A 25,114-nucleotide genomic window follows, 5' to 3' on the forward strand; every position below is an offset into this window, starting at 1 on the left:
TGTTCCATGAAATTGTGAAACCTCTTATACAACAGGTTCGTCTGAACCCCATTGTTTTTTCTGTTCGTTCGCTTTAATCGGACCTTTTTCTTTCAATTCACGTTTCTTCAGATCAAACCAAATTTGAGCTGAGATGAAGATGGACGAATACGTTCCTGCGAGCAATCCAATAAGAAGTGCGATCGAGAATGGACGGATTGATTCCGCACCTAGCATCGTCAGTGCTGCAACAACAAAAATAACTGTCAGCACTGTGTTAACAGAGCGTCCAAGTGTTTGACGCAATGACTTGTTGACGATTTCCGCCAGTTCGTTCTCATCCTTAATATGTTTACGATGGTTCATATTTTCTCGTATCCGGTCAAATGTTACAATCGTGTCATTAATAGAATACCCGACAATCGTCAAAACCGCAGCAATAAATGTAATATCGACTTCGAGTCGAAGAATACTAAATACCGCAACCATGAAAAATGCATCATGAATCAGCCCGATAATCGAAGCGACACCCATCCGCCATTCAAAACGGAATGCGACGTAAATCACAATTCCTATCGCTGCAAATAATAATGCATACATAGCATTTTTCGCAAGTTCTTTACCGACCTTCGATGAAACTGTTGAAATATTCGGTTCAGACCCGAATTCTGCCGTAATATCTGCTTTAAATTTAGTCACTTCTTCTTGTTTAAATTCTTCTTTGTAGCGGACAACACCAATATTTTTTGTGTCACCTGAAATGACAACATCACTCGATGGATGTCCAACTTTAGCTACATAATCTGAAATTTCTTGTTGCGTTAACGCTTGATCTGCAAGTATTTCAACACGTGTACCACTTGAAAAATCAATCCCAAGATTCAATTTGAAGAGCCCAAGCACGATAACACCTGAAACAATCAAAATGGTTGAAATTACATAAAATCTTTTACGTGTCCCAACAAAGTCAAAACGGTCGAATTTCGTTGTTAACTCCAATGTTTCCACTTGTTCTTCCGCAGGATGAATATTCTTTTTCGAAATACCAAACCATGCTGTTTTACCATCCAACAAGCCACTGTTAACTAGTAAACCTAACAGTAAGCGAGATCCCCAGACAGCCGTCAAGAAACTGGCTAAAATACTGATGATCAACACGATAGCAAACCCTTTGACTGAGCTTGTCCCAAATATAAAGAGTACAACTGCCGCAATCATTGTTGTAATATTGGCATCTAAAATCGCTGTGAAAGCAGATTTCGCACCTGCTGAAAATGCTGTCTTGACCGATTTACCAACACGTAATTCCTCACGAATCCGTTCATACGTCAAGATATTGGCATCGACGGCCATCCCGACCCCAAGCATTAAAGCCGCAATACCTGGAAGTGTCAGTACACCGTTAATAAGTGTAAAGACAAGTAAAATGATGTAAATGTAAATAGACAAAGTAATGACTGCCACAAGTCCTGGTAGACGGTAGTAGGCAATCATGAAGACGAAAATAAGCGCAATACCGATAATCCCTGCGAATATTGTCTTATTCAATGCTTGCTCACCGAACTGAGCACCTACTGAAGTTGAATAGACTTCTTCGAGGTGAACAGGTAGTGCACCGGCATTCAAAATACCCGAAAGTTCTTTTGTTTCCTTCGTCGTAAATGACCCGTTAATTTCTACGTTAGAGGAAGCAATTGTTTGATCTACTGAAGGAGCTGAAACAATTTTCCGGTCTTTTTCCGGCTTTAATATTTCTGTTGCATAAGAATCTTCACCTTCAACAAAATCAAGCCAAATAACGAGTAAATTTTGACCAGTACCAATACCTCTATTTTTAATTTCTGTCGTTACTTCACCAAATTTGTTCGGATCTTTCATTTCAAGCGTAACGACAGGGTTATTATTTTTACCAAAGCCACCCTTCGCTTTACCTTCTTTCAAATCATCTCCACTCAGTAGGAGCTTATCGTCAACATCCCTAAATGTTAGGTCTGCCTGAGTCGATAATAGTTCACGGGCTGAGTCTGGGTCTTCTACGCCCGCCAGCTGTACACGAATCCGGTTATTGGATTCAATTTGGATATTCGGCTCACTAACACCAAGCACGTCCACTCGGCTTCTAAGTGCATCTGCTGTATCTGCAACAACTGACTCTGTTATTTTTGTGCCACCAGCTTTTAATTCTTGAACTTCATAAAGAACTTCAAAGCCTCCTTGTAAATCGAGACCAAGTTTGACTTTGTTCAAAATCGGACTAGTAGTCGATCCAATCGTCGAAGCAAATATGACGAGTAGTAATAGGAACGCAACGATCCGTCCTCTTCTTTTCATAATCCAGTTTCCCCCTCTTTATGTGGAGCCGTACGGCAATCCTTATGTACGTACTCCGAGCACAACGTAAAAAAACACAATATGTACATTATGAAACACGACCACCTATGTGTCAAATGGTCGGTTGTTAGTATATCATATCTCTTCCTTTGATTGAACAGGGGCTAATAACGTTCTGAACTCCTCATTATTAAGATCCGCGAACCAATTATCGGAGCCTCGTTGTTCTTCAATATGCGTAAATGTCATAAACTCAGCAGGGGTTACACGTAAGATTTCATTGACCATTTCGTGTATTTTCATTGTTTCGATTTCTTTTTTACGCCATTTTTTTTGGACACAGAATGTCCAAATGTCCTCGTTTGTTATTGTCGGATAGCCATAAAGATGAAATTCAGTCTTTTTACTTTCTATCACAGGTAGCATTTGGGTGAACAGTGGTTCATATTGTCGTGTCATTATCCCATTCCTTTCATCGACAGTCGTAAGTACGTACATTTTTGCATACGTTTAGTGTATATGAAATGTCCGGAATTAGGAAGGAGTTGTTTTGCTTGTCATCATTTATCCGCGGGACAGTCGTTCTGATGGTCGCTGTCTTCCTGTCTAAACTTTTGGGATTCGTCTTCCGGATTCAATTCATGCGAATTGCAGGTGAAGAGGCCGTCGGAATTTACATGACCGCCTATCCTGCTTTCATTTTTTTCCTATCACTTGTCCAACTTGGCGTCCCAATTGCCATCGCTAAAGTAATTGCAGAGTTAGATACTAAAGGAGAAACAGTCAAACTACCTGCTGTTATGAAAACAGCGACCTTTATTACCATCTTAACAAGTGCAGTATTTATCCCAGCCTCGATTTTATTCGTACCTTACTTATCGGAGACGCTTCTCGGTAACGCCGCCTCCTCGACCACGTTATATGTAGGTATTGCCATTGTCCCTATCGCTGCAATTGGCGGGTTAATCCGTGGGTATTTTCAAGGAATTGCACGTATTGAAGAAACAGCATGGTCACAACTCATCGAACAATTTGTACGAATTATTCTTATCACTTGGCTGTTACCATCTCTTCTTATCAGTGACAATACCGCTATGAATGCCGCCTACGCAATGGGCATCACGCTGCTGGCAGAGCTATTTTCTTTTGTCTACTTAATGTTCAAGTACCAGCAACGGAAAAAGCGTGCACCGAAAGAACAGCAAAAGACAAAACGCTATCCGATGGAGCCATTGCTTGCAATCGCGCTACCGTCTTCCGGTAGCCGGTTATTCGGAACGTTTACTTGGTTTTTAGAGCCGATTATCTTTCTTCGTGCCTTAGCCATGTCAGGAGTTACCGCCATCGCCGCCACGTCACTTTACGGCATCATCTCTGGCGTGCTCATTCCATTACTGCTGTTTCCATCCTTTATCCCTTATGCCTTGTCTGTCGTCCTTGTACCGGCAGTCAGTGGCGCAGCTGCTTCGACAAATAAAGGGAAATTACGAGAACGGATTCACTTATCTCTCCGATTATCGGCATTGACAGGAGCTTTTGCAGCGGCGGTTTTCTATGTCCACGGACAGGCACTGGCAGAAAAACTGTTTCATGTGTCGGAAGGGGCAGATTTTATGACCTTACTTGCCCCGATTTTTTTCTTTTATTATATCCAAAGCCCTCTCTACTCAATTTTACAAGCAACAGGTGATGCCAAAGCAGGGATGATGAACTCCGTCTATGGTGGCATCGCTAAGCTTGGCGTCATGTTTATCCTCGCCTCACAGCCAGGTTTACAAGTGACAGGTGCCGTCCTAGCAATCGGTTTCGGTGTACTCATCACATCTTTTCTGCATATAGCGACACTGCGCAAAAATAAAGCGACGGCAACCGGCTTCACCATGTTCGCCATGCCTTACGCATCCTTCATCATGACTGCCATCATGCGCCCAATTTTCATCCCCATCGGCAATGTTGGGCTCATCATGGAATGCATCATCACAGCATTATTTCTACTTGTCATTCTTATTTTAACGGGGCAAGTGAAAAAAAACGACTTCATGCAATTAAAAAAACTCATTAGGTAACGTTTATTGAAATTTCTCCTTCAACTGATACTTCAGCTCACCATTTTCAAATGTACAATAAAAGATCTGCTGTACATCATGAATTCCTTGGTTATTCAATTCCTGCTTAAGCCATTCTTCTGTTTGCCCTGTTAGCTCTAGATGCTTACGCTGAATAACGCCATCAGAAATAAGCGAAAGTACGGGCTGAATAGCATCATGCTTGAATACCGATAAATTCCCCGACGGCTCCAAATAGGCAAAAGAAACTTCGTGAACGGAGCCAATTTGTTGCTCTCGTAGCTGTTGAAATAAATCGTCCAAATTATAGCGCTGTTTTCGCATTTCATGTTCCACTATTTGACCATGCCGAATAATAATTGTTGGCTCGCCATCTACAGTATTCCTAAATGTTTTACTCTTTAATGAAATGAAGGAAGATAATAATTGAATGGCCAATAAAATGAGCATTGGTACAATTGACTGTAGCAGTTTTTGATCAGGGGAATCGAGTGCAAATGCTGCCACTTCAGCCATAATGACAAATACAACAACATCAATGACGCCAAGCTCTCCAACTTCCCGTTTCCCCATAATTCGTAAAATAATGACAATGAGGATATATAACAATACAGTTCTATAGCCTATAATCAATAAGTCGTGCATAACAATCCTCCCTTTTTTGAAGGATGCCCTTTATACTGCGGCTAATATACACAATCCATATAGAAAAAGAGGCGTCTGCCTAGAAGGAAATATTCCATCTAGACAATCGCCTCTTCTTTTACTTATAGACCTGCTTTAGACTCTGTTACACGTCCAACTGCTTGTCTATCGAATTGCAGTGTTGTGCCTTCAGAAACCTTAAGGAATACCGACGAGTCATCGACAGCATCGATTGTTCCGTGAATTCCACCAATTGTAATGACATGATCTCCGCGTTTCAAATCGCTTTGCATCTGCTTCGTCGCTTTCTGTCTCTTTTGCGCCGGCCTGATTAACAAAAACCACATCACTGCGAACATCGCCACGAACGGCAATAATCCAGCTAAACCTTCCATTATTTCATCCCCCTTTCAACCATGATTCATTATACAAGATTCAGAAGTTTTTTGCATTCGGTTTGTTAAATCCATAGCTTTCAAAAAATTCTTCTCGGAAATCTCCGAGCCGGTCATTACGAATCGCATCCCTGACCTGCTCCATTAAATTGAGCAAGAAATGGAGGTTATGGTGCGTCGTCAGGCGAATACCAAACGTTTCTTCCGTACGAATTAAATGATGAATATAGGCCCGACTATAATTTTTACAAGCATAGCAATCACAGTTTTTATCAAGTGGACCGAAATCATTTTTATACTTCGCATTGCGGACAACTAAGCGACCTTCACTCGTCATCAATGTACCGTTACGAGCAATACGCGTTGGTAGCACACAGTCAAACATATCGACACCGCGGATGGCACCGTCAATGAGCGAGTCAGGAGAACCAACTCCCATTAAATAACGCGGCTTGTCTGCTGGTAATAAAGGCGTCGTATACTCCAGAACACGATTCATAATATCTTTCGGCTCACCGACGGATAATCCACCAATCGCATAGCCTGGGAAATCAAGTGCAACAAGATCTTTCGCACTCTGCTTACGCAATTCCTCAAACTCTCCTCCTTGAACAATACCGAATAACGCTTGCTCATCAGGACGTGCGTGAGCCTCTAAACAACGTGCTGCCCACCTCGATGTACGTTCCACACTCGCCTTCATATACTCATACGTCGCTGGGAATGGTGGACATTCATCAAAAGCCATCATAATATCCGGCCCAAGCGCATTCTGAATTTCCATCGCTTTTTCAGGACTCAGAAACAGCTTACTACCGTTTAAATGATGTCTAAAATGAACACCTTCTTCTTCAATCTTGCGGAATTTGCTCAGTGAAAACACTTGGAAACCGCCTGAATCAGTTAAAATAGGTCTGTCCCAATTCATGAATTTATGCAAGCCGCCCGCTTCTTTAATGATTTCATGACCTGGACGGAGCCATAAATGATACGTATTACTTAAAATAATGCCCGCACCAATATCTTTTAATTCCTCTGGTGACATCGTTTTAACGGTTGCCTGTGTGCCGACTGGCATGAATGCAGGCGTCTCAAATGACCCATGTGGCGTATGGACGATACCTAGACGCGCCCCCGTCTGTTTACAAGTTTTAATATGTTCATATGTGATTGCTGCCATTACTGTAATTCCTTCCTTTGTGACGGTTTGATGAACATTGCATCTCCAAAGCTGAAGAAGCGATATTTTTCCTCAACCGCCTGTTGATATGCTGCGAGAATATGCTCCCGCGTTGCCAATGCCGAAATGAGCATAATAAGTGTCGATTTCGGTAAATGGAAATTGGTTAATAGGCCATCTACAATGCTAAACGTATAGCCCGGATAAATGAAGATTGAAGTCCAGCCACTTGTCGCAATCATTTTACCATCATTTGCCGAAGCAATGGTTTCCAACGTTCGCGATGACGTTGTTCCTACCGCGATGACGCGACCGCCTCGTTCTTTTGCCCCGTTAATAGCATCTGCCGTTTGTTGCGAAACCTGATAATACTCCGAATGCATCGTATGATCTTCAATCGTATCCGCACTCACTGGACGAAACGTTCCAAGACCTACATGTAAGGTAATAAATGCAATTTGTACGCCTTTCGCACGCATATTGTCTAAAATTTCATTCGTAAAATGTAGCCCGGCTGTTGGTGCAGCCGCCGAGCCACGCTCTTTCGCAAACACCGTCTGATAACGCGCTTGATCATCTAACGTTTCTGTAATATACGGTGGTAATGGCATTTGTCCAAGCGCATCTAGTATTTCATAGAAAATCCCGTCATAGATAAATTTGAACGTCCGTCCACCTTGCGCCTGAATCCCTGTACATTCCGCTTTTAAACGACCATCGCCAAATGTGACAATCGTTCCCAGTTTAACACGCTTTGCAGGCTTCACAAGTGTCTCCCACTCATCATCGCCTATTTCCTTTAATAAAAGCACTTCAATTGTAGCACCTGTGTCCTCTTTTACACCCATTAAACGTGCTGGCAGGACTCGCGTATCATTTAACACGACAATATCTCCTGCCTCAAGCTCGTCTAGCAAGTCAGGAAAGTGACGATGCTGCACTTGTCCCGTTACTTTATCGAGCACCATCAAGCGACTTGCCGTGCGGTCTACAAGTGGCGTTTGTGCAATCAGCTGTTCTGGTAAATCAAAATCGAATTCATTGACATCCATCGTCTATAAAATCTCCCTTTATTCTAAAATTAAAAGTTGTTTTGTTCCGGAACTATATAACCAAAATGGTCATACGCTAGGCGTGTCGCCACTCGCCCACGCGGTGTTCGTTGGATAAAACCAATCTGCAACAAATATGGCTCATAAACATCTTCAATCGTCACAGACTCTTCGCCAATACTCGCTGAAATGGTGTCAATCCCAACAGGTCCTCCGCGAAAGCGTTCAATCATGCCCGTGATTAACTTATGATCAATATGATCCAAGCCATGCGAGTCAACTTGCAGCATTTCAAGTGCTTGCTGCGCTGTTGTTTCGGTAATATTGCCGTTACCCCTCACTTGGGCATAATCACGCACACGACGCAAAAGCCGATTGGCAATGCGCGGGGTACCACGCGAACGACGCGCAATTTCAACAGCTGCTCGCTCCTCAATTTCCACCTCAAAAAGTCCTGCACTACGCACAACAATTTCTTTCAGTGGCTCCACTTCATAAAATTCAAGACGCAGAGGTACCCCAAAACGATCCCGTAAAGGCGCTGACAGAGCTCCAGCACGCGTTGTCGCTCCAATTAGCGTAAATGGTGGCAAATCCAAACGGATCGACCGTGCAGATGGACCTTTGCCTACAACAATATCGAGGCAAAAATCTTCCATTGCAGGATATAGCACTTCTTCAATCGCTCGATTTAGCCTGTGAATTTCATCTATAAATAACACATCGCCTGGTTCCAATGATGAAACGACCGCTGCAAGATCACCAGGACGTTCGATCGCTGGCCCACTTGTCATCCGAATATTGACGTTCATTTCATTGGCAATCACACTAGCAAGTGTTGTCTTACCAAGTCCCGGTGGTCCATACAACAACACATGATCCAAGCTCTCACTACGCCCTCTTGCCGCCTCGATGAAAATACCCAGATTATCCTTCACTTTTTCCTGGCCGATATACTGGTTGAGAAACTGCGGTCTTAACGACTGTTCAAAACGTTCATCAAAATTAGAAACTTCCCCTGAAATGACCCGTTCCTCCATCGTCTGCCCCCCTCTCTAGCTTAGCCGTCATTATTATGGAAGGATAAAATCAATCCTTCCTTGGGTAAGGATAAAAATCACTCCTTCCTTACTGTTTCAACAATAACTGCAATGCCAATTTCATATACCCTTCTGTATCTCGCTCTTCTTTTTCCAACTTCGGCTTCACTTTCGTTAATTCACGTTGCGAATAGCCAAGTGCCTCCAATGCCAATATAGCTTCATCAAGTGCACCATTTTCCGCCATCGTTAGCAGCGTCACATCATCATCTGGCATATCAATTTCGCTGAACAAATCATGCAACTTGCCCTTTAAATCGAGAATCATCTGACGAGCGGTTTTTTTTCCAACCCCCGGAAACTGAACTAAAAACGTTTCGTCTTCCCGTTCAATCGCTCCAATTACTTGCGATGGAATACCGCTGGCAAGAATCGCCAAAGCACCTTTCGGACCTATTCCAGAAACAGTAATCAGCTTTTTAAACAACTCGCGCTGCTCCAATGACTTAAAGCCAAGCAGTAACTGTATATCTTCACGAACATGCAAATACGTAAACACCTGTTGAATATCCTCTGTCTTATGGAACGCATACGGATTCGGTGTCATTATTAGCCAACCAATGCCACCTTGTTCCAAGGTAATATACTCCGGCGTCACACGCGTAATCTGCCCTTTTATGTAGTCGTACATCATATCTGCCCCCTATACGAATCAATCACGCCTCGGTGTGATTGCGTCGGGATTTTGAATTGTGCTTGCACAATTAACTCCCTTCAAAATCCCTGACATCCGCCGGAGGCCTGACTTGAATCAGCAAGAGATTTGAACTCTCACTGTTTGAAAAGTTTTCATCACTCATCACACCACTTTTATATGTGGGGGATTTTTGCTGAATCAAGTCAGAACTGATTATACCATACGAACGCATTTTCTACATTCCTGAATCGCAATCAAAGTCAAACCGGGATTGTAATCAGAAAAGTCGTCCCTTTCCCTACTGTACTTTCTACATCCATCTTTCCTCTTACATTACTAACCATGCTGTAAACCATCAACATACCAAGACCGGTTCCCTCTTTTTTTGTAGAATAATAAGGTTTCCCTAGCTGCGAAACTTCTTCACAGGTCATACCTACTCCATTATCTTTAATTTTTATAATAATGTTTTTCTTGTGTTCTGCTACATCAATTGACAGCGTTCCACCATTTTCTTTCATCGCTTCAATCCCGTTTTTAACCAAATTGATAAAGCACTGCTTCATTTGATTTCCATCATATTTTTTCTTCAATGAATTCGTAAAATGAACTTGTATATCCACTTGATTCATCTTAGCGTAGGGTTTCATAATATTTTCTACATACATGATTTCTTCTTTTAGAGTAGCGTAAACCATATTTGCCGATTGCGGTTTTGAGAAAGCCAAAAAATCACTGACAATTTTTTCAGCGCGCTCCAATTCTTTCAACGAAAACGCAATATAGCTCTTTTCTTCAGTTGTTATGGTTTTTGATCCTTGTAAAAGTTGTAAAAATCCGTTCGTGACCGTCAATGGATTTCTTATTTCATGAGCAATACTTGCTGACAATTCACCAATATCTTTCAATCTTTCAGACCGTAAGTAGATTTCTCGTGTTTTCACATTAGAGATGACCTTTTCGATCAAAAACATAATAAGCGCTATTACAACACTATGAATAACCAGCGAATAAACAGCTAGTCTCACAAATTCGCCCGTCAAATTCGTATAATTAAAGCTTAACGTAAAAAAGTAAGATGCCATGACAAAGAGTGCGACAACTGTCGCATAAACAATTCTACTTTCGGCCTGTTTTTTCATAAATTTCCCACTCAAAAATGGAACGATAATAAAAATAACCGTTGAAAAAATGAGTGATTGATAAATCCCTTCCCCACCGATAAAAAAACGATAGCTATTGAGTATGAGGTACAAAGGGAAAACCATTTTATAGCCACCAAATAATGCTGTGATGATAAATGGAATATATCGCAAATCAAAAATAAACCCCGTTTCTAAAGTAAACGGGAAAGCCATACAAAAAATAAGTGCAACTGAGGAAAGGGAAATAAGTATAGACTCATTACTTTTTGTTAATCTATCCTCAAAGAAAATGACAGCTATTAAAACCGGTAAAAGTAAAAATAGGACATTTAACAATAATGTTTCAATCAAGCTAAACTTCCTTCCTGTGGCGCTGATTACACAATCAACATGTATGCATATGTTAACATCCTTTAGAATTGTACACTATTTATCGCCTCGATATGTAGATTTCTCATTATTCTTCCGTCAACAGCTGTAGTATCCAACCAAAGCTCCAAACAGACGAAAGATAAATACCCATCCACCGTCAGAATGTAAGCCATTCTTATTCAGTAGATGAGTATCCATATTCATTCTATTCAACTATTACTCCGCTGCATTATGGTAGATGTCCTGGACATCATCGTCATCTTCAAGCGCTTCAAGCATCTTGTCAAACAGCTCTTCATTATCAGCCGAAAGCTCTGTATACATCGACGGAATCATCTCGATTTCCGCAGAAATGAATATAATCCCCTCTGCCTCAAGTGCTTCCTTCACCGTTAAAAAGTCAGATGGCTGTGTTACAATTTCAAAGCCTTCTTCTGTCGATTCAATGTCATCCGCACCTGCTTCAAGAGCCGCCATCATCACTGTGTCTTCATCAGTGCTATGCGTCCGTTCAATGAAAAGACGGCCTTTGCGGTCAAACATGTATCCGACTGAACCACTTTCTCCAAGACTGCCACCATTTTTATTAAATGCGACGCGCACATTTGGAGCTGTTCGGTTACGGTTTTCCGTTAGACAATAGACAAGTACGGCGACTCCACCCGGTCCATAACCTTCATAAATCACTTCTTCGTAGTTCTCATCGGAACCAGTACCTGTCGCCTTATCAATCGCCCGTTTAATAACGTCGTTTGGAACATTAACACTTTTTGCTTTTTCGATTGCTAGTCGAAGCGCAGCGTTTGATTCAACTTCTGGTCCGCCTGATTTTGCAGCAACAAAGATTTCTTTAGACATCTTTTGAAAAATTTTACCTCGTTTTGCATCTTGTGCACCTTTACGGTTTTGAATATTCTTCCACTTGGAATGGCCTGCCATACCGACTACCCCCTATATGTTTATCCGCTCTACATCATACCATAATTTTGGCCAATGCGAGAGTGCGGACTCTGTAAAAGGGATTAGCTTCTTTGCCTGCCTCTCCCTACTCGAAGGGGAAAGCGTGAAGAAGTACAACCACTCACGGAGTAATTCATTCGGAAAAAGAAGTAACGTTTTAGATGCCTGATCTAACTTTTGTAAAGATGGCTGTTCATCCAACAAAAAATCAAGGTCATAGTCGATTTGCGGTAACACACGATGAATCCACAGTGCAATTTCAGTACCGGCGGGTCCAGTGCATGCAAGATCAAAGTCTATAAATCGAATGATACCTGTCGAATCTCGCATTATATTATGATGAACAACATCCCCATGTAGGAGCGTACCATTCATTTGATCCTTATATACCCTTTTGATAATGGTAATGGCATTCAATGCATAAAATAATATTTCGTCGACCTTACCTTTGCCAATATACGCTTCACATGCGCCACTCAAATCGCGAAAACGAATGATTCTATCCTCCCACTTCGTCAGCAAAGGATAGGGATGCAAATAGGGTGAGGCGTGCCAATCATGTTGCACTTTGGTACCGTGAAGTGCGTGAAGAGCCGCAAGTGAGTCTGTTCGATCAGCCCTTTTTCTGAAATTAACGGCCTTGGCACCCTCCAACCAAGGTTGGATAAATAGCAGGCGGTCTTCCTCGTGTATAACAGGCACAGTATGCGGAAACTCTATTTCTTGAAGCACGGCATGTATATAATTGACCTTCATAGCGGTAGAGCCTGATTGATAGCGCTTTGCCGAAAAATACTGACCTCCCCGCTCCAGCTTCCATACATTTTCTTTTATTTTTTCGGATTTCCCTCCCAGTGCCATTCGTCTATCAATACGATCCGTACCAATTTGTGCCCTGGTAAGTAGGCATCATTTGGTAAGGTGTTGGTTGCATGGATGAATGACAATTACAAAGAGGACCGTAATACATCGGCATCATCATCATAGGCTGCTGTTGGTATGGTTGTTGTCCTCCGCAACCGCATCCATGGTGGAAGGATGGATATGGCATCATAGGTAAGTCTTGTTGGTAAGCTGGCGATATCGCTTGCGGAATATAGCTTTGCTCAGGTGGGCACCATGCGGCAGGCTCTAAATCCAGATTTGGCGATTCTTCAAATAGATGATCAGGTGATTCAATCAATTGCCAGCCGTCAATCATAGGAGTCGGTAACGGGAACGGAACTGGCTCTGTTGCAGGTCCGCGACTAGGGAATAGCGATGATTCCTCTTGCATTGGGAACTGTGTTGATGGCAATGGTGCTGGTTGCTCAAAAGCGGGTGGTGTCGGCTGTGGCATCGCTTGAATTTGTCCCGAATGCATAAACGGGTAACAGTCGGCATCGAAAATCGGCATCCAGCCACACGGAATCCCAATCATCGGATGCATATGCTGCACGAACGGCGGTACCGGCATTGTTTGTACAGGTGGGGCTGGTGGTACCGGTGCAGGTATAGGTGGTGGCACTGGTGCTGGTGGTTGCGCTGGTAACGACGGTGTTGGTAGCGGCAACGGTTGTGGCATTTGCACTGGTGGTGTTGGTGTCGGCTTCGGTTTTGATTGTACTGGCGGTGTTGGTTTCGGTTTTGATTGTACTGGGCGTGTTGGCGGCTTAGGAAGCGGTGGCGCCGGCGTTGGTGCTGGCTCGATTGGCTTCATCGGCACCTTTCCTTTTTCGGGATGCTTGACGTGCTCTTGCTTTCCTCCATGGACTTTTTTCGGCAAAAATATTTTCATCCCAGGTACGATGTAGTCTGCATTAGCAAGATGTGCATTGGCTCGCTTTAACTCTTCAAACGGGATACCATATTGACGCGCAATCTTCCATAGCGTATCCCCTTTTACAACAATATGGACTTCCACTTAAAAACTTCCCCCTTCCGTCAATCCATCGTATGAACGGACGCCCGTCTTTGTGACGCACATATTGAATGTGATGTCCCCTCTCGCTATATATATGCCAGCGTGGGCATTTTATTCAATAAAAAGAAAACCGTCTGCATCATTTTTCAATGATGCGACGGTAATTGGTCGTATGTAAAGTAGGAGCCAAAGGAGCGCACAGAGCAATTGAGCGCAGTAAGCTCCTCAATTGCCCCTTGCATCATCGGATGATCATCTGCTTCCAACACGTCGATGATGAAGAAATAATTGCCAAGACCCGTTTTCAATGGCCTTGATTCAATTTTGCTTAAATTAAGCCGACGCCACGCAAAAACAGATAACACTTGGTGAAGCACCCCAGATCGGTCGTCTTCTGGCAGCTTCACCATGAAAGTCGTTTTCAACTTGGCAGAATGACCTTCATTTTCCAAGCACTCTTTTCGCAACGATAAAACGACAAAGCGCGTGTGGTTAAAATGGAAATCATGAATATTTTCTTCCATGATATGTAGATCGTATTTTTTGGCAGCTAGTCGGTTACCAATCGCTGCAATTTTTTCATCTGGATTTTCAGAAATATATTTTGCTGCGGCGGCCGTTGAAGTTGTTTGAATTAATGGCACCCGCCGAAAATTATACTGCAAATACTTATGACATTGCGCAAGTGCGTGTGGGTGAGAATTGATAGACTGGATTTCATCTACAAAAGGAATTTGCTTCTGATTAATCATCAAATGTTGCTCAATCGGTATCGAAATTTCAGCATTGATGAACAGCTCACTCCCATGGAACAGATAATCTATTGTGAGCGGCACAGAGCCTTCCAAGGCGTTCTCAAGCGGCACGATGGCATATGCGACGTGACCTGCCGAAACAGCCTCTATACAATCAGGTATTGTCGGATGTGACACTAAGCCCGAAGTGCCTCCAAAAAGTGTACTTGCTGCTACATGCGTAAATGATGCTTCAGGTCCCAAGTAAGCAACTGTCGGCTTGAATTTTTCATCTGTCATACAGTCATTCTCCTTTCACAACGAACCTGAGCTGATCAAATTGACTGAATCTACAAAATCAGGTACTTTTAAACGTTGCAGAAACTCTTCCATTTTGATTTCCATTTCTGTCACATCAAGCGACAATGTAATATTAGCACGCGCTTGCACAGGTATTGTTTGGTGAATCGTTAAGACATTACATTTTGCCTCTGAAATAATTTGTAATAATGTCGCAAGCGATCCCTTTCGATCTTCAAGTTGGATGAAGATCGTTAGGATTCGTTCGCGCGCAATCGATTCAAAAGGGAAAACGGTGTCGCGGTATTTATAAAATGCACTACGGGATAGACCGACTCTTTTTGTCGCATCTTGTATCGTCGACTCTTCTCCGCTCGCCAAAAGTCTTTTTGCCTCCAGCATTTTTTGCATAGATTCTGTCAGCACATCTTCTCTAACAAGGTAAAAATGACCTGCCCCCAATTGCTTCATACAGTTAGCCCCCTGTTTCACAGTACATCCTTATTCTAATAATCCCCCGATTACTCGAGGAACTCAAATTCAAATTCAAGAATGCGAACCGTATCGCCGTCTTTAGCACCGCGCTCGCGAAGGGCATCATCGACACCCATACCACGCATTTGTCTTGCGAATTTACGAACAGACTGATCGAAGTTGAAGTCTGTCATTCTGAACAGACGCTCAATCGTGTAACCAGATAAGACGAATGCCCCATCATCATCACGAGTTACTTCAAAGTCAACTTCCGACTCATGCTTGTAAAGAACAGAATGCTCTTCCTCGTCTTTAATTTCATGCATTGGGAATTCAGGCGTCACTTCCAGTAAATCTGCAACCGCAAATAGCAACTCATCCAACCCTTTTCTTGTAATAGCAGAAATCGGGAAGATTAAAGCATCTGGATTAGCCAATTTCTCCTTGAATGCTTTGAGATTATCCTCCGCATCAGGCATGTCCATTTTATTTGCAACAATAATCTGCGGGCGCTCTGTCAAGCGTAAATTATATTGCGCTAATTCCTCATTGATTGTTACGAAATCCTCGTATGGATCGCGACCTTCCAGTCCAGACATATCAACTACATGGATAATAACCCGCGTCCGTTCAATGTGCCGTAAAAACTGATGACCTAATCCAATCCCTTCATGTGCCCCTTCAATCAAACCAGGTAAATCAGCGAGTGCAAATCCACGATGATCTTCTGTTTCAACCATTCCCAAATTCGGCACCAACGTCGTAAAATGATAATCCGCAATTTTAGGCTTTGCAGAAGAAACTACTGATAAGAGTGTCGATTTTCCAACACTCGGAAAGCCGACAAGTCCCGCATCCGCAAGTACTTTCAATTCCAGGCTAATTTCGCGATCGACACCTGGTTCCCCTTTTTCAGATAGCTCTGGGGCTGGGTTTTGTGGCGTCGCGAATCGACAGTTCCCGCGTCCTCCACGACCTCCCTTAGCAATAACAGCTGTTTGTCCGTGCTCAACAAGGTCAGCGATGATCGTACCTGTTTCAACATCTGTCACAACTGTACCGGGAGGAACTTTGACAACCATATCTGTAGCGCTTTTTCCATGCATACTTTTACTGCCGCCATGCTCACCGCGCGGCGCTTTAAAGTGACGTTGATAACGGAAATCCATCAGTGTGCGCAAGCCTTCATCCACGACGAATACGACGTCTGCTCCTTTACCGCCATCGCCACCGGCTGGCCCGCCGTATGCGATATACTTCTCGCGACGGAACGCAACCATTCCATCACCACCGTCACCGCCTTTAACATAAATTTTTACGTGATCGACAAACATGTATTTTCCTCCTATTGTCCACGGATTGTGAACGTCCATTGATGTTTTGAAATTGTTTCTTCTACGCTGAAGGGACCTGTTACTTCTGGTGCTGCAAGCATATGATCCATCACACCGTTGACAATGATTGTAATCGACCAACTCGTCGCTGAAGCATTGACCTCAATCTGCGCTTCATAATCAGATGTGGGATCCACCTTTTTTTCCGCCATCTGAAATACCTGTTCCAAATATGCCACAACTACTTCATCATCCACATTGCGAATGCCCGGTGTAATCGTCGAAGTTAAAGTTTTAGGAAACATGCTGTATAGCCAATCAAACGTCACGAGCCACGTTTCAATAGCTGGTAGTCCAAGTTTTTCTAACATAGCTGCTTGGCGCATCGCATCCGTCGTTTCCATAATTTTTTGTTTGGCCTCCGGTAGTTTACCAAGATCGATATACAGTAAAATTAACTGAAGTTCATTCAAAAAATCATGTCTTGCAAATTTCAGCGCTTCTATCAAAGTCAGCTTATCGTTTCCCATTGTCATTCACCGCCAACATTTTCATCTTTATAGTATAACATTTTTCTACCCCGCTTCGCCAATTCAGACTATCCACCATTTACTCCTTGGCGTTCGACTGTCTTTTACACATCTTTATATTCCATGCAATAAAAAAAGGACTGCACATCATATGCAGTCCTTTCTCTCATATGTTTACGCTTCCTGAACTTCAGGGTAAACGCTAACTTTCTTTTTGTCACGACCAAAACGTTCAAAACGAACGACGCCGTCAACTTTTGCGAAAAGTGTATCGTCACCACCGCGACCGACGTTTTCACCTGGGTGAATTTTCGTTCCGCGCTGACGATAAAGGATTGAGCCACCTGACACGAATTGTCCATCTGCGCGTTTTGCGCCAAGACGTTTCGAGTGAGAGTCACGACCATTCCGAGTAGAACCTACCCCTTTTTTCGATGCGAAAAACTGGAGATCCAAACGTAGCATGTATGCCACCTCCTACTTATTGAAGATAAGTTTTATATGTTGCCCATAGTCTTGTTCAATCGTCTGTAATGAGACAATCATTGCCTTTAAGATTAACTGTATATCGTAATCCTTTTCATCGTTTTCCGGAAAAATGACTTTCAAATAACCACCGTCTTCTCCTTGATGGATGTCAGGGGTTTTGCCTGTAAGTGCAATGATGGCATTGACAGCACCAAAAGATACTGCAGATGCTCCAGCACAGACAAGGTCTTTTCCATGTTCCGCGAAATCAGCATGGCCTTTCATCTCAAATGAATGGATGTGGCCGGAAGATTGTTCATTGATGATGATTTTAATCATGCCGGCTTACGCGTTAATACCGTCAATGACGATTTTCGTGTATGGCTGACGATGACCTTGTTTTCTGTGATAGTTCTTTTTCGGCTTGTATTTGTAAACAGTGATCTTTTTAGCACGACCTTGTTTAACAACTTTACCCGTTACAGTAGCACCTTCCACGAATGGAGCGCCGACTTTCACGTTTTCTCCACCTACGAATAGAACTTTGTCGAAAGTGACGACTTCGTCAGCTTCACCAGCTACTTTTTCGATGTAGATTTCCTGGCCTTGTTCAACTTTGATTTGTTTACCACCAGTTTCAATGATTGCGTACATACTTGCACCTCCTCTATAAACTCAGACTCGCCTTCCAAGGTGATCCATAATGGATACTTGTACCTTATTAGCGCGGTTGCAGTAGCACGGGTGCTACAAACAATAACATTTGAATATTACCATAAAAAAAATATTACGTCAACCGCTTTAATTTTATTTCCATATATGCTTTTTCATACTTCCTGAAACGAAAGGTAGAAATATTTTGGATTAGCAGAAATAATGCAAGCAGCATATAAGGTAGCGTTTTTGGAAAACCACAAATTAAAAGAAGGATTATAACACATATAAACAGTATAGAATGGATTAGAAAAAGTGCTCGTGTCCGATACTCAGAGCCATCTGTTTCGAGCAACGCACAAATTGCTTGTCCACCATCTAGCGGCAAAATGGGTAGCAAATTCAGAGCCAGCAATACCAGTTGAATCCGAACGACTTGGTCATCTCCAGGAAATGGGATCCACAACGCAAATCCTAGTAACAAAACCGTTGCTAACGGCCCGCCAAGTGCAACAATCAACCGATTTCTTCTAGGCTCTAATTGACGATTGCTAATTACTAATTCGCCGCCATACGGCATAATGATACATGATCGAACGCGCATCCCTGTTGCATATGCCGCAATTAGGTGACCTGCCTCATGAATGAGCAGCGATAAGAAAAGAATTGCATAGACAGATATATCTCCCGTCATGATCAGAAATAAAAATAAAGGTATAAGTACGGGATGAAGCCTAAACTTCATTCATTTACATCCACTGGAGTATCCCCCGAGAGATAAGTTGGCAGTAAAGATACATCCAACGCCACACCATCACGCTTCACAAGTAGATAAATCGCTCCTTCTTCCATTAGCGCCAGCGTGTCCCCTTTTTTTACCGCAGTATAGGGTAGTATCGGAATCGTACCCACAAAACCATAGGTCACTTCATCTCCATTGTCGTAGAGTACCGTGATCGTCTTGCCCGATTCACGAGTGAAGCCCGTAAAAACAACAAGTCCTCGTCCTTGTGCGGTAATTGATAATGGATTTGTATATGAGACGAGCACGCCATTTTTATAAGGTTGCATTGATTCATACAACGAAAAAGGGTCATCCGATTCTGCACCTGCAGTCACCGCAATTTTATCGGCCTCTGTTTCCTTCATGATCGAGGCCACCCATTTTTTCACGACCAAAAAATCCTGCCCCGATGTAATGTATTGCGTAACAGGTCGCCGGATCACCTCCGCCTCCTCTAGCTTCGCCACTCCAATCACCCCAAGCGTTAACACAATTGCCACCAACCACTTTGTCCTCCACCTCATCGGTCACACCACCCGTTTTTTTCAGTATATGACTTGTTGGGTGAATAAATGCTTGTTTACATAGGAATGCCTGAGCCTATCACAACTCCCAAAACAAGACTAACCCCCCGATGCAATAAACACATCGAGGGGGAAGATTATTTTGCAAATATCAATTTGATTTTATCGAGAAATCCGGGCTTACCAGTGTCGAGCGACATAAGCGGGACAGATTCGCCAAGGATACGGCGTGCAATGTTGCGATAACCAATGGCTGCCGGATTGGACGGGTTCATCACAATTGGCTCTCCTTTATTCGAAGAAGAGATGACATTTTCATCATCCAGCACAATACCCAGCAAATCAATCGATAAATGGGACGTAATATCATTGACATCGAGTGCCTCACCGGACGAAATCAATTGCCGTTTAATGCGATTAATAATGAGTTTAGGCGGTTCGATATCTTCCTGCTCTAACAAGCCAATGATGCGATCAGCGTCACGGACAGCTGAAATTTCCGGAGTTGTCACGACAATCGCACGGTCCGCTCCTGCGACAGCATTTTTATAGCCCTGTTCAATACCTGCAGGACAATCTATCAAAATATAATCATAATCTCGCTTTAGCTCCGTCACCAGCAATTTCATTTGCTCTGGATTCACTGCATGTTTATCAGTCGTCTGCGCAGCTGGCAATAAAAACAGGCCATCTTCAAAACGTTTATCCTTTACAAGAGCTTGCTGCACCTTACAGCGTCCTTCGACCACATCTACAAGATCGTAGATAATTCGATTCTCAAGTCCGAGAATGACATCCAGATTCCGAAGACCAATATCGGTATCTATGAGACAGACTTTCTTGCCTTGAAGGGCCAATGCAGTTCCTAGATTTGCGGATGTCGTTGTTTTTCCGACCCCACCCTTACCAGATGTTATTACAATTGCTTCTCCCACATTAGCTTCCTCCTTTGAATGACGATAGACCTGGTCGAAGTACTCTAAGCTCCTGAAGACGATTAATGGCTATGGAGCCATTTGGATGCAAATAAGCGCATTCCATTTCTGGACGCTCCGACAAGACTGTCAATTCATCTGTCATCGTTTCCGTTTTGTCGGCGATGATAAGATGAGTTGCTTCTAGCCACGAGGCGGCAATGACTGATTCTTCGTTACCATTGGCGCCCGCATGCGCAATTCCTTTAAGTCGACCGAGGATAAATATACTACCCGCTGCAACGACACGACCATTTGGATTGACATCTCCAATCACCACGAGATCCCCATCCGCCTTCACAACCTGCCCAGATCGGACGATACCGATATACGTTTCAGATTGTTTCTCCAGTACTTTCCGATTGCATTCTTCCATTGTAATGACATCACTTTGAATCTTTGAAACACGTAAATGAGGAGATTTATGAATCGTACCCATAATTTCCTTTAGTTCATCTTCATTACAATAGCGGTTACCTGTATGGACCTGAACTTCTGCCAGTCCCTCCAGGCTATTTTCCTCTACTTTCCTAGAAAGCTCCGCAATCATATCCGAATAGGCGCATTTATCGTCAAGGCGCAGGATTAGACCATCCTTCGTCCCTTTGATTGTTACATATTGCTGTTTCGTCATTTGCGTCACCCCGCGTTCTCTCTAATCAATTGCGCCTTGGCGTTGCAATCCTTTTTTATCTATAAAATTCTTAAATAACAAACCGAACATGCCGACAAAAAACGAATTGGCAATCATTGTTGGGATAAGCCTGTCGGTGACGAATTCGTCAAATCCGATTGTTGTCAATGAAACAAGACTCGCAAAAAAGTAGGACAATAGCTCAAGAACAGCTATTAGAAATAACGCTAAAAACATCACCGTCAAAATATGTCGATGAATCTGGTGAATAATTAGCGTAGCGATAAAACAAACTAACGGAAAAAGAAATGCATATAGTCCAATAATATCAATGTGGAACATATCATACAAGAGTCCAAGCACAATTCCATATATGATAGCATATCGCCGATTATAATAGACGGCTATAAAGATAAGGTACACGATAACAAAGCGCGGAACAAGCGTATAGCGCATTCCATTGATTTCTATAGGTGAAAAAAGGCTAAAGACGGGCTCTAAGAAAAATAATAAAACGGCAATGAGAGGGATGACGAATCGGATCATGATCCTTCCTCCCCCTCAGTACCATCACTATCTGTCCCAAACTCATCGATAACGGATACCCTCTTCGCTATCATTACATGATCAAGCATTTTAAAATCTGCTGCTGGGCGGATATAGACTAGCTTCGTCAATCCGTAATCATCCGTCGAAATTTCTGTCACTTCTCCAATAAGAAGCCCTTTCGGAAAAATCCCACCAAGACCAGATGACACGACCTGCTGACCAACTTCAATCGTAAAACTCGAATCGATCCGTTTCATAATAAGCTCGCTTCGCTGACGATCATACCCTTCAATCAGCCCAAATGCAGGTTCTTTTCCAGGAATAACCGAAGCGACACGGAAATTATGATTTTCAGTCGATAATAATTCAATCGTTGACGTAAATGTATTAACAAGCACAACTTTTCCAATTAAGCCGTTGGCCGTAATGACCGCCATATTCTTCTCAATGCCATGCTCTTTACCTTTGTCGATAATAATTTTTTCTTCCCACTGATCAGGATTACGAGAAATGACAGTTGCATGAATCGGGTTGTAAGCACGTAAATCATCTTCCTTCCCGATAATACCTAGTAACCGCTCATTTTCCGCCTGCATATCTGTCAGCTTCGCTTGGTTGGAGGCGTATTCACTTAGCCTCATTTTCAAACGCTTATTTTCTTCATATGTATTTAAAATCCCATCAATATTCCCAATGACACCTGTCATATAATGCGCCGGCTTCGAGAATAATGATTGTCCGAAGCCGACGACGTCTTTCACAATTTGTTCTGGGAGTGAGGCGTTCTGCCGGTCTTTGAGGGAGAATGATATTAATGCTACGAGGACAATTACGCCAACGAGCAGTAATATCAATCGTTTATTTGAAAAAAATCGCGGCATTGCCTGTATCCTCCCTCATTTATCTAGTTTGCATTTTTTTGATTAAATCAAAATTATCAAGTGCCTTACCCGTCCCGATAGCTACACAATCGAGTGGTTCTTCCGCGATAAAGACTGGCATATTCGTTTCATCAGAAATGATTTTGTCAAGATTTTGAAGCAATGCGCCCCCGCCTGTCAACACGATTCCACGTTCCATCACATCTGAAGACAGTTCAGGTGGTGTCGTTTCAAGCGTTTTCTTCACACCATCAATAATTTGTGTAATTGATTCGCGTAATGCACCCGCAATTTCATCTGAAGAAATTTCAATCGTTTTCGGTAAGCCTGTTAACAGGTCACGCCCACGAATTTCCATCTTATTATGGTCGTCCGTCACTTTTGCAGAACCGATCTCGATTTTGATGGCTTCAGCCGTCCGTTCACCGATTGTCAAATTATAGGTCTTTCGAATAAAACTAATGATCGCGTTATCCATCGTGTCACCACCGACACGAATCGACTCGCTCGTAACGATGCCCCCAAGTGAAATAACCGCAACTTCTGTCGTTCCTCCACCTATATCGACGACCATACTTCCCGTAGGTTCCCAGACTGGAAGATTCGCACCAATTGCTGCTGCAAATGGTTCTTCAATCGTAAATGCATCCTTGGCACCAGCTTGACGCGCAGCATCTGTCACCGCACGCTGTTCAACGGATGTAATGCCATAAGGAACACAAATCATCACATTCGGCTTTTTAAATGAACTACCCGCCGTTCTCATTGCTTCCTTCATATAATGCTCAATCATTGCTGTTGTAATTTCAAAATCAGCAATTACGCCATCTTTCATCGGACGAGTTGCCACGATAGAACCTGGCGTACGACCAATCATATTTTTTGCAGCACTACCAACTGCTACAATTTCACCCGAATGAATATTTTTTGCTACTACCGAGGGCTCCCGAAGGACAATCCCCTTCCCTTTAATAAAAACTAATGTATTTGCTGTGCCGAGGTCAATCCCGACATCCTTTGCTCCAAATCCAAACAAGACTGTTCTTCCTTTCTCCATAACCGCTCAATTACGGCCTTCATGAAATCATACAACCTAGTATAACGGATTGGAGAACAAATTTACAGTGTCAAACGCAATAGGAAAGCTTTAATACTATTTCCACTTCTTTCTGACTGCTTAAAAATACCCCCTCAAAAAACCTAATCCATATAGCCCTTCTGCTTCAGACTGACGAATTGGTGATCACCAATAATAATATGATCAAGCGTTTCGATACCCATAATTGCCCCCGCTTCCATTAACCTTTTCGTCACTTCAATATCCTCTGGAGACGGCGCAGGGTTGCCACTCGGATGATTATGAGCCACAACTATTGAGGCCGCTGAACGTTTAACTGCTTCACGAAAAATCTCCCTTGGATGTACGATACTTGAATTTAAACTGCCGATGAAAATCGTCTGCTTATGAAGTACTTCATTTTTGACATTAAGAAAAAGAACGACAAAATGCTCTTGGCTCAAAGACGACATGTCAGTCATTAAGTAAGCGGCCGCATCTTCCGGAGAACGGATTGTATAACGTCCATCGGAATGCTTGCGATACAATCGTTTACCAATTTCAGCAGCCGCAAGCAGCTGAACCGCTTTAGCTTTACCGACACCTTTAACAGCCATCATTTCTTCAATCGTAGCATCTTTTAAGTCTTGGATTTTGTCGAACGAAGAAAGGATACGATTTGCAAGTACCAGCACTGATTCATCCTTTGTACCTGTACGCAACAATATTGCAATGAGTTCCTGATTGGACAAGCTACTTGCCCCTTGGCTGATAAGTCTCTCTCGTGGTCTGTCCGCAATATGTACATCACGAATCATCATTTTAGGCTGAAGATCAATAGTCAATGAATGGGTCACCTTCCTTTAAATTAATTAAAGCAAGTCTACGTAAATGCTCTGTCAACCGAGCAATCGGTAAGCCCATCACATTAAAATAATCCCCTTCAATTTTTTCAACGAGCAAAGCGCCGGCTGTTTGTATACCATAGCCTCCCGCCTTGTCCATCGGATCACCAGACTCTACATAAGCATCTAGTAAAATATCATCTAACTCGCGAAAAGTAACAGCTGTTTCGACTGAAAAAACGCGTAGAGTCCCGCCAACGAAAATACCAACACCTGTAATCACCGCATGTGTTTTTCCAGAAAGCTCCCGTAAAAAAAGTTTGGCTTGTTCCTTACTTTCCGGCTTCGGGTAATGCTTTCCTTCGTGAACAACAATCGTGTCTGCTCCAATGACGATATGATCGCCATAATCCTCGGCAATTGCCATGGTCTTTTTGGAAGCCAACTCCCTTGCATAACCTGCAAAATCATCGGTGGTCATCTCAATATCCTCTGAAACATGACTCGGTTGTACTGTAAATGGTAATCCCAGTAGACTTAAAATCTCCTTACGTCGCGGCGATGCAGAAGCTAAAATAATAGGTCGAGCATTTGTGAATTTCATCAT

The 25,114-nt window shown here is 42.8% G+C and carries 29 protein-coding genes and 1 other annotated feature; of the genes, 1 reads left to right on the top strand and 28 read right to left on the bottom strand.

Translation table 11 applies throughout. The features are described from left to right. Window positions 1-24: 24 nt before the first annotated feature. Together secDF and R2B77_RS01275 are read right to left on the bottom strand one after the other, a co-directional pair. Entirely contained in the window at window positions 25-2,310 is a 2,286-nt protein-coding gene (gene secDF, locus R2B77_RS01270; protein ID WP_203246816.1) for a protein translocase subunit SecDF, read from the bottom strand. A gap of 135 nt (window positions 2,311-2,445) precedes the next feature. Further along, the gene (locus tag R2B77_RS01275; protein ID WP_203246815.1) at window positions 2,446-2,769 is read right to left on the bottom strand and encodes a post-transcriptional regulator; all 324 of its coding nucleotides are present in this window, start codon (window positions 2,767-2,769) and stop codon (window positions 2,446-2,448) included. A 95-nt stretch (window positions 2,770-2,864) separates the two neighbouring features. Here R2B77_RS01275 and R2B77_RS01280 point away from each other — a divergent pair, with 95 nt between their 5' ends. After that, window positions 2,865-4,376, top strand: coding sequence for a putative polysaccharide biosynthesis protein (locus R2B77_RS01280; RefSeq protein ID WP_203246814.1), 1,512 nt, complete (start codon window positions 2,865-2,867; stop codon window positions 4,374-4,376). Between the two features lie 3 nt (window positions 4,377-4,379). Here R2B77_RS01280 and R2B77_RS01285 read toward each other — a convergent pair whose 3' ends face one another. The 26 genes from R2B77_RS01285 to R2B77_RS01410 form a co-directional block, all read right to left on the bottom strand. After that, complete coding sequence (locus R2B77_RS01285; protein ID WP_203246813.1) at window positions 4,380-5,021, bottom strand: DUF421 domain-containing protein; 642 nt, start codon at window positions 5,019-5,021, stop codon at window positions 4,380-4,382. A 122-nt stretch (window positions 5,022-5,143) separates the two neighbouring features. Then, on the bottom strand, window positions 5,144-5,416 hold the full coding sequence (yajC, locus tag R2B77_RS01290; RefSeq protein ID WP_203246812.1) for a preprotein translocase subunit YajC: 273 nt from the start codon (window positions 5,414-5,416) through the stop codon (window positions 5,144-5,146). 40 nt (window positions 5,417-5,456) lie between these two features. Then, window positions 5,457-6,596, bottom strand: a complete 1,140-nt coding sequence (tgt, locus tag R2B77_RS01295) for a tRNA guanosine(34) transglycosylase Tgt (protein WP_203246811.1) — start codon at window positions 6,594-6,596, stop codon at window positions 5,457-5,459. Next, complete coding sequence (gene queA / locus R2B77_RS01300; protein WP_203246810.1) at window positions 6,596-7,648, bottom strand: tRNA preQ1(34) S-adenosylmethionine ribosyltransferase-isomerase QueA; 1,053 nt, start codon at window positions 7,646-7,648, stop codon at window positions 6,596-6,598. Before queA ends, tgt begins: the two co-directional genes overlap by 1 nt. 29 nt (window positions 7,649-7,677) lie before the next feature. Continuing rightward, window positions 7,678-8,688: a Holliday junction branch migration DNA helicase RuvB gene (ruvB, locus tag R2B77_RS01305; protein WP_203246809.1), complete on the bottom strand. Its 1,011-nt coding sequence runs from the start codon at window positions 8,686-8,688 to the stop codon at window positions 7,678-7,680. An 88-nt stretch (window positions 8,689-8,776) separates the two neighbouring features. Beyond that, window positions 8,777-9,379, bottom strand: coding sequence for a Holliday junction branch migration protein RuvA (gene ruvA / locus R2B77_RS01310; protein ID WP_203246808.1), 603 nt, complete (start codon window positions 9,377-9,379; stop codon window positions 8,777-8,779). Window positions 9,380-9,645: 266 nt separating this feature from the next. Beyond that, complete coding sequence (locus R2B77_RS01315) at window positions 9,646-10,881, bottom strand: ATP-binding protein (protein ID WP_203246807.1); 1,236 nt, start codon at window positions 10,879-10,881, stop codon at window positions 9,646-9,648. A gap of 237 nt (window positions 10,882-11,118) precedes the next feature. Continuing rightward, window positions 11,119-11,841, bottom strand: a complete 723-nt coding sequence (locus R2B77_RS01320; protein ID WP_203246806.1) for a YebC/PmpR family DNA-binding transcriptional regulator — start codon at window positions 11,839-11,841, stop codon at window positions 11,119-11,121. Between the two features lie 12 nt (window positions 11,842-11,853). After that, the gene (locus tag R2B77_RS01325; protein ID WP_203246805.1) at window positions 11,854-12,723 is read right to left on the bottom strand and encodes a phosphotransferase; all 870 of its coding nucleotides are present in this window, start codon (window positions 12,721-12,723) and stop codon (window positions 11,854-11,856) included. Window positions 12,724-12,730: 7 nt separating this feature from the next. Continuing rightward, complete coding sequence (locus tag R2B77_RS01330) at window positions 12,731-13,765, bottom strand: LysM peptidoglycan-binding domain-containing protein (RefSeq protein ID WP_203246804.1); 1,035 nt, start codon at window positions 13,763-13,765, stop codon at window positions 12,731-12,733. 146 nt (window positions 13,766-13,911) lie between these two features. Next, complete coding sequence (gene pheA / locus R2B77_RS01335) at window positions 13,912-14,799, bottom strand: prephenate dehydratase (RefSeq protein ID WP_203246803.1); 888 nt, start codon at window positions 14,797-14,799, stop codon at window positions 13,912-13,914. A gap of 15 nt (window positions 14,800-14,814) precedes the next feature. Further along, entirely contained in the window at window positions 14,815-15,270 is a 456-nt protein-coding gene (locus tag R2B77_RS01340; protein ID WP_203246802.1) for an ACT domain-containing protein, read from the bottom strand. A gap of 50 nt (window positions 15,271-15,320) precedes the next feature. Then, a complete protein-coding gene (obgE, locus tag R2B77_RS01345) occupies window positions 15,321-16,607 on the bottom strand; it encodes a GTPase ObgE (RefSeq protein ID WP_203246801.1) in 1,287 nt (428 codons plus the stop codon). Window positions 16,608-16,618: 11 nt separating this feature from the next. Continuing rightward, entirely contained in the window at window positions 16,619-17,137 is a 519-nt protein-coding gene (locus R2B77_RS01350) for a Spo0B domain-containing protein (RefSeq protein WP_203246800.1), read from the bottom strand. A gap of 174 nt (window positions 17,138-17,311) precedes the next feature. Further along, window positions 17,312-17,602 (bottom strand): 50S ribosomal protein L27, encoded by a 291-nt coding sequence (gene rpmA / locus R2B77_RS01355; RefSeq protein WP_179392075.1) that lies wholly within the window; start codon window positions 17,600-17,602, stop codon window positions 17,312-17,314. A gap of 12 nt (window positions 17,603-17,614) precedes the next feature. Then, complete coding sequence (locus R2B77_RS01360) at window positions 17,615-17,944, bottom strand: ribosomal-processing cysteine protease Prp (protein ID WP_203246799.1); 330 nt, start codon at window positions 17,942-17,944, stop codon at window positions 17,615-17,617. Between the two features lie 6 nt (window positions 17,945-17,950). Then, window positions 17,951-18,259, bottom strand: a complete 309-nt coding sequence (rplU, locus tag R2B77_RS01365; protein ID WP_203246798.1) for a 50S ribosomal protein L21 — start codon at window positions 18,257-18,259, stop codon at window positions 17,951-17,953. Window positions 18,260-18,272: 13 nt separating this feature from the next. Then, window positions 18,273-18,347 (bottom strand) — a sequence feature (ribosomal protein L21 leader region). Window positions 18,348-18,392: 45 nt separating this feature from the next. After that, window positions 18,393-19,004 carry a site-2 protease family protein gene (locus tag R2B77_RS01370; protein WP_203246797.1) on the bottom strand — a complete coding sequence of 204 codons (612 nt, stop codon included), beginning with the start codon at window positions 19,002-19,004 and terminating at the stop codon, window positions 18,393-18,395. Further along, window positions 19,001-19,567, bottom strand: coding sequence for a hypothetical protein (locus R2B77_RS01375; protein ID WP_203246796.1), 567 nt, complete (start codon window positions 19,565-19,567; stop codon window positions 19,001-19,003). The genes R2B77_RS01370 and R2B77_RS01375 overlap by 4 nt, the downstream gene beginning before the upstream one ends. Window positions 19,568-19,704: 137 nt before the next feature. Beyond that, window positions 19,705-20,502: a septum site-determining protein MinD gene (minD, locus tag R2B77_RS01380; protein ID WP_203246795.1), complete on the bottom strand. Its 798-nt coding sequence runs from the start codon at window positions 20,500-20,502 to the stop codon at window positions 19,705-19,707. A gap of 1 nt (window position 20,503) precedes the next feature. Continuing rightward, window positions 20,504-21,175, bottom strand: coding sequence for a septum site-determining protein MinC (gene minC, locus R2B77_RS01385; protein ID WP_203246794.1), 672 nt, complete (start codon window positions 21,173-21,175; stop codon window positions 20,504-20,506). A 21-nt stretch (window positions 21,176-21,196) separates the two neighbouring features. Beyond that, entirely contained in the window at window positions 21,197-21,721 is a 525-nt protein-coding gene (gene mreD / locus R2B77_RS01390) for a rod shape-determining protein MreD (protein ID WP_203246793.1), read from the bottom strand. Further along, entirely contained in the window at window positions 21,718-22,605 is an 888-nt protein-coding gene (mreC, locus tag R2B77_RS01395; protein ID WP_203246792.1) for a rod shape-determining protein MreC, read from the bottom strand. Before mreC ends, mreD begins: the two co-directional genes overlap by 4 nt. 19 nt (window positions 22,606-22,624) lie before the next feature. Further along, the gene (locus tag R2B77_RS01400) at window positions 22,625-23,641 is read right to left on the bottom strand and encodes a rod shape-determining protein (protein ID WP_322555620.1); all 1,017 of its coding nucleotides are present in this window, start codon (window positions 23,639-23,641) and stop codon (window positions 22,625-22,627) included. A 164-nt stretch (window positions 23,642-23,805) separates the two neighbouring features. Beyond that, a complete protein-coding gene (radC, locus tag R2B77_RS01405) occupies window positions 23,806-24,480 on the bottom strand; it encodes a RadC family protein (protein WP_212391307.1) in 675 nt (224 codons plus the stop codon). Window positions 24,481-24,496: 16 nt separating this feature from the next. Then, window positions 24,497-25,111 (bottom strand): Maf family protein, encoded by a 615-nt coding sequence (locus tag R2B77_RS01410; RefSeq protein WP_203246790.1) that lies wholly within the window; start codon window positions 25,109-25,111, stop codon window positions 24,497-24,499. Window positions 25,112-25,114: the final 3 nt, after the last annotated feature.

The organism is Sporosarcina beigongshangi (assembly GCF_033485195.1).
Taxonomy (GTDB): Bacteria; Bacillota; Bacilli; order Bacillales_A; family Planococcaceae; genus Sporosarcina; species Sporosarcina beigongshangi.

Bases quoted from the DNA above. Each gene is read 5' to 3' on its own strand.
- R2B77_RS01285 (WP_203246813.1), bottom strand. From the start codon at position 5,021: ATGCACGACTTATTGATTATAGGCTATAGAACTGTATTGTTATATATC.
- ruvB (WP_203246809.1), bottom strand. From the start codon at position 8,688: ATGGAGGAACGGGTCATTTCAGGGGAAGTTTCTAATTTTGATGAACGT.
- obgE (WP_203246801.1), bottom strand. From the start codon at position 16,607: ATGTTTGTCGATCACGTAAAAATTTATGTTAAAGGCGGTGACGGTGGT.
- minC (WP_203246794.1), bottom strand. From the start codon at position 21,175: ATGACGAAACAGCAATATGTAACAATCAAAGGGACGAAGGATGGTCTA.
- rplU (WP_203246798.1), bottom strand. From the start codon at position 18,259: ATGTACGCAATCATTGAAACTGGTGGTAAACAAATCAAAGTTGAACAA.
- yajC (WP_203246812.1), bottom strand. From the start codon at position 5,416: ATGGAAGGTTTAGCTGGATTATTGCCGTTCGTGGCGATGTTCGCAGTG.
- R2B77_RS01360 (WP_203246799.1), bottom strand. From the start codon at position 17,944: ATGATTAAAATCATCATCAATGAACAATCTTCCGGCCACATCCATTCA.
- tgt (WP_203246811.1), bottom strand. From the start codon at position 6,596: ATGGCAGCAATCACATATGAACATATTAAAACTTGTAAACAGACGGGG.
- R2B77_RS01370 (WP_203246797.1), bottom strand. From the start codon at position 19,004: ATGAAGTTTAGGCTTCATCCCGTACTTATACCTTTATTTTTATTTCTG.
- pheA (WP_203246803.1), bottom strand. From the start codon at position 14,799: ATGACAGATGAAAAATTCAAGCCGACAGTTGCTTACTTGGGACCTGAA.
- R2B77_RS01325 (WP_203246805.1), bottom strand. From the start codon at position 12,723: ATGGCACTGGGAGGGAAATCCGAAAAAATAAAAGAAAATGTATGGAAG.
- mreC (WP_203246792.1), bottom strand. From the start codon at position 22,605: ATGCCGCGATTTTTTTCAAATAAACGATTGATATTACTGCTCGTTGGC.
- R2B77_RS01340 (WP_203246802.1), bottom strand. From the start codon at position 15,270: ATGAAGCAATTGGGGGCAGGTCATTTTTACCTTGTTAGAGAAGATGTG.
- R2B77_RS01320 (WP_203246806.1), bottom strand. From the start codon at position 11,841: ATGGCAGGCCATTCCAAGTGGAAGAATATTCAAAACCGTAAAGGTGCA.
- radC (WP_212391307.1), bottom strand. From the start codon at position 24,480: ATGATTCGTGATGTACATATTGCGGACAGACCACGAGAGAGACTTATC.
- ruvA (WP_203246808.1), bottom strand. From the start codon at position 9,379: ATGTACGACTACATAAAAGGGCAGATTACGCGTGTGACGCCGGAGTAT.
- mreD (WP_203246793.1), bottom strand. From the start codon at position 21,721: ATGATCCGATTCGTCATCCCTCTCATTGCCGTTTTATTATTTTTCTTA.
- R2B77_RS01275 (WP_203246815.1), bottom strand. From the start codon at position 2,769: ATGACACGACAATATGAACCACTGTTCACCCAAATGCTACCTGTGATA.
- queA (WP_203246810.1), bottom strand. From the start codon at position 7,648: ATGGATGTCAATGAATTCGATTTTGATTTACCAGAACAGCTGATTGCA.
- R2B77_RS01375 (WP_203246796.1), bottom strand. From the start codon at position 19,567: ATGAGGTGGAGGACAAAGTGGTTGGTGGCAATTGTGTTAACGCTTGGG.
- R2B77_RS01410 (WP_203246790.1), bottom strand. From the start codon at position 25,111: ATGAAATTCACAAATGCTCGACCTATTATTTTAGCTTCTGCATCGCCG.
- R2B77_RS01350 (WP_203246800.1), bottom strand. From the start codon at position 17,137: ATGGGAAACGATAAGCTGACTTTGATAGAAGCGCTGAAATTTGCAAGA.
- rpmA (WP_179392075.1), bottom strand. From the start codon at position 17,602: ATGCTACGTTTGGATCTCCAGTTTTTCGCATCGAAAAAAGGGGTAGGT.
- secDF (WP_203246816.1), bottom strand. From the start codon at position 2,310: ATGAAAAGAAGAGGACGGATCGTTGCGTTCCTATTACTACTCGTCATA.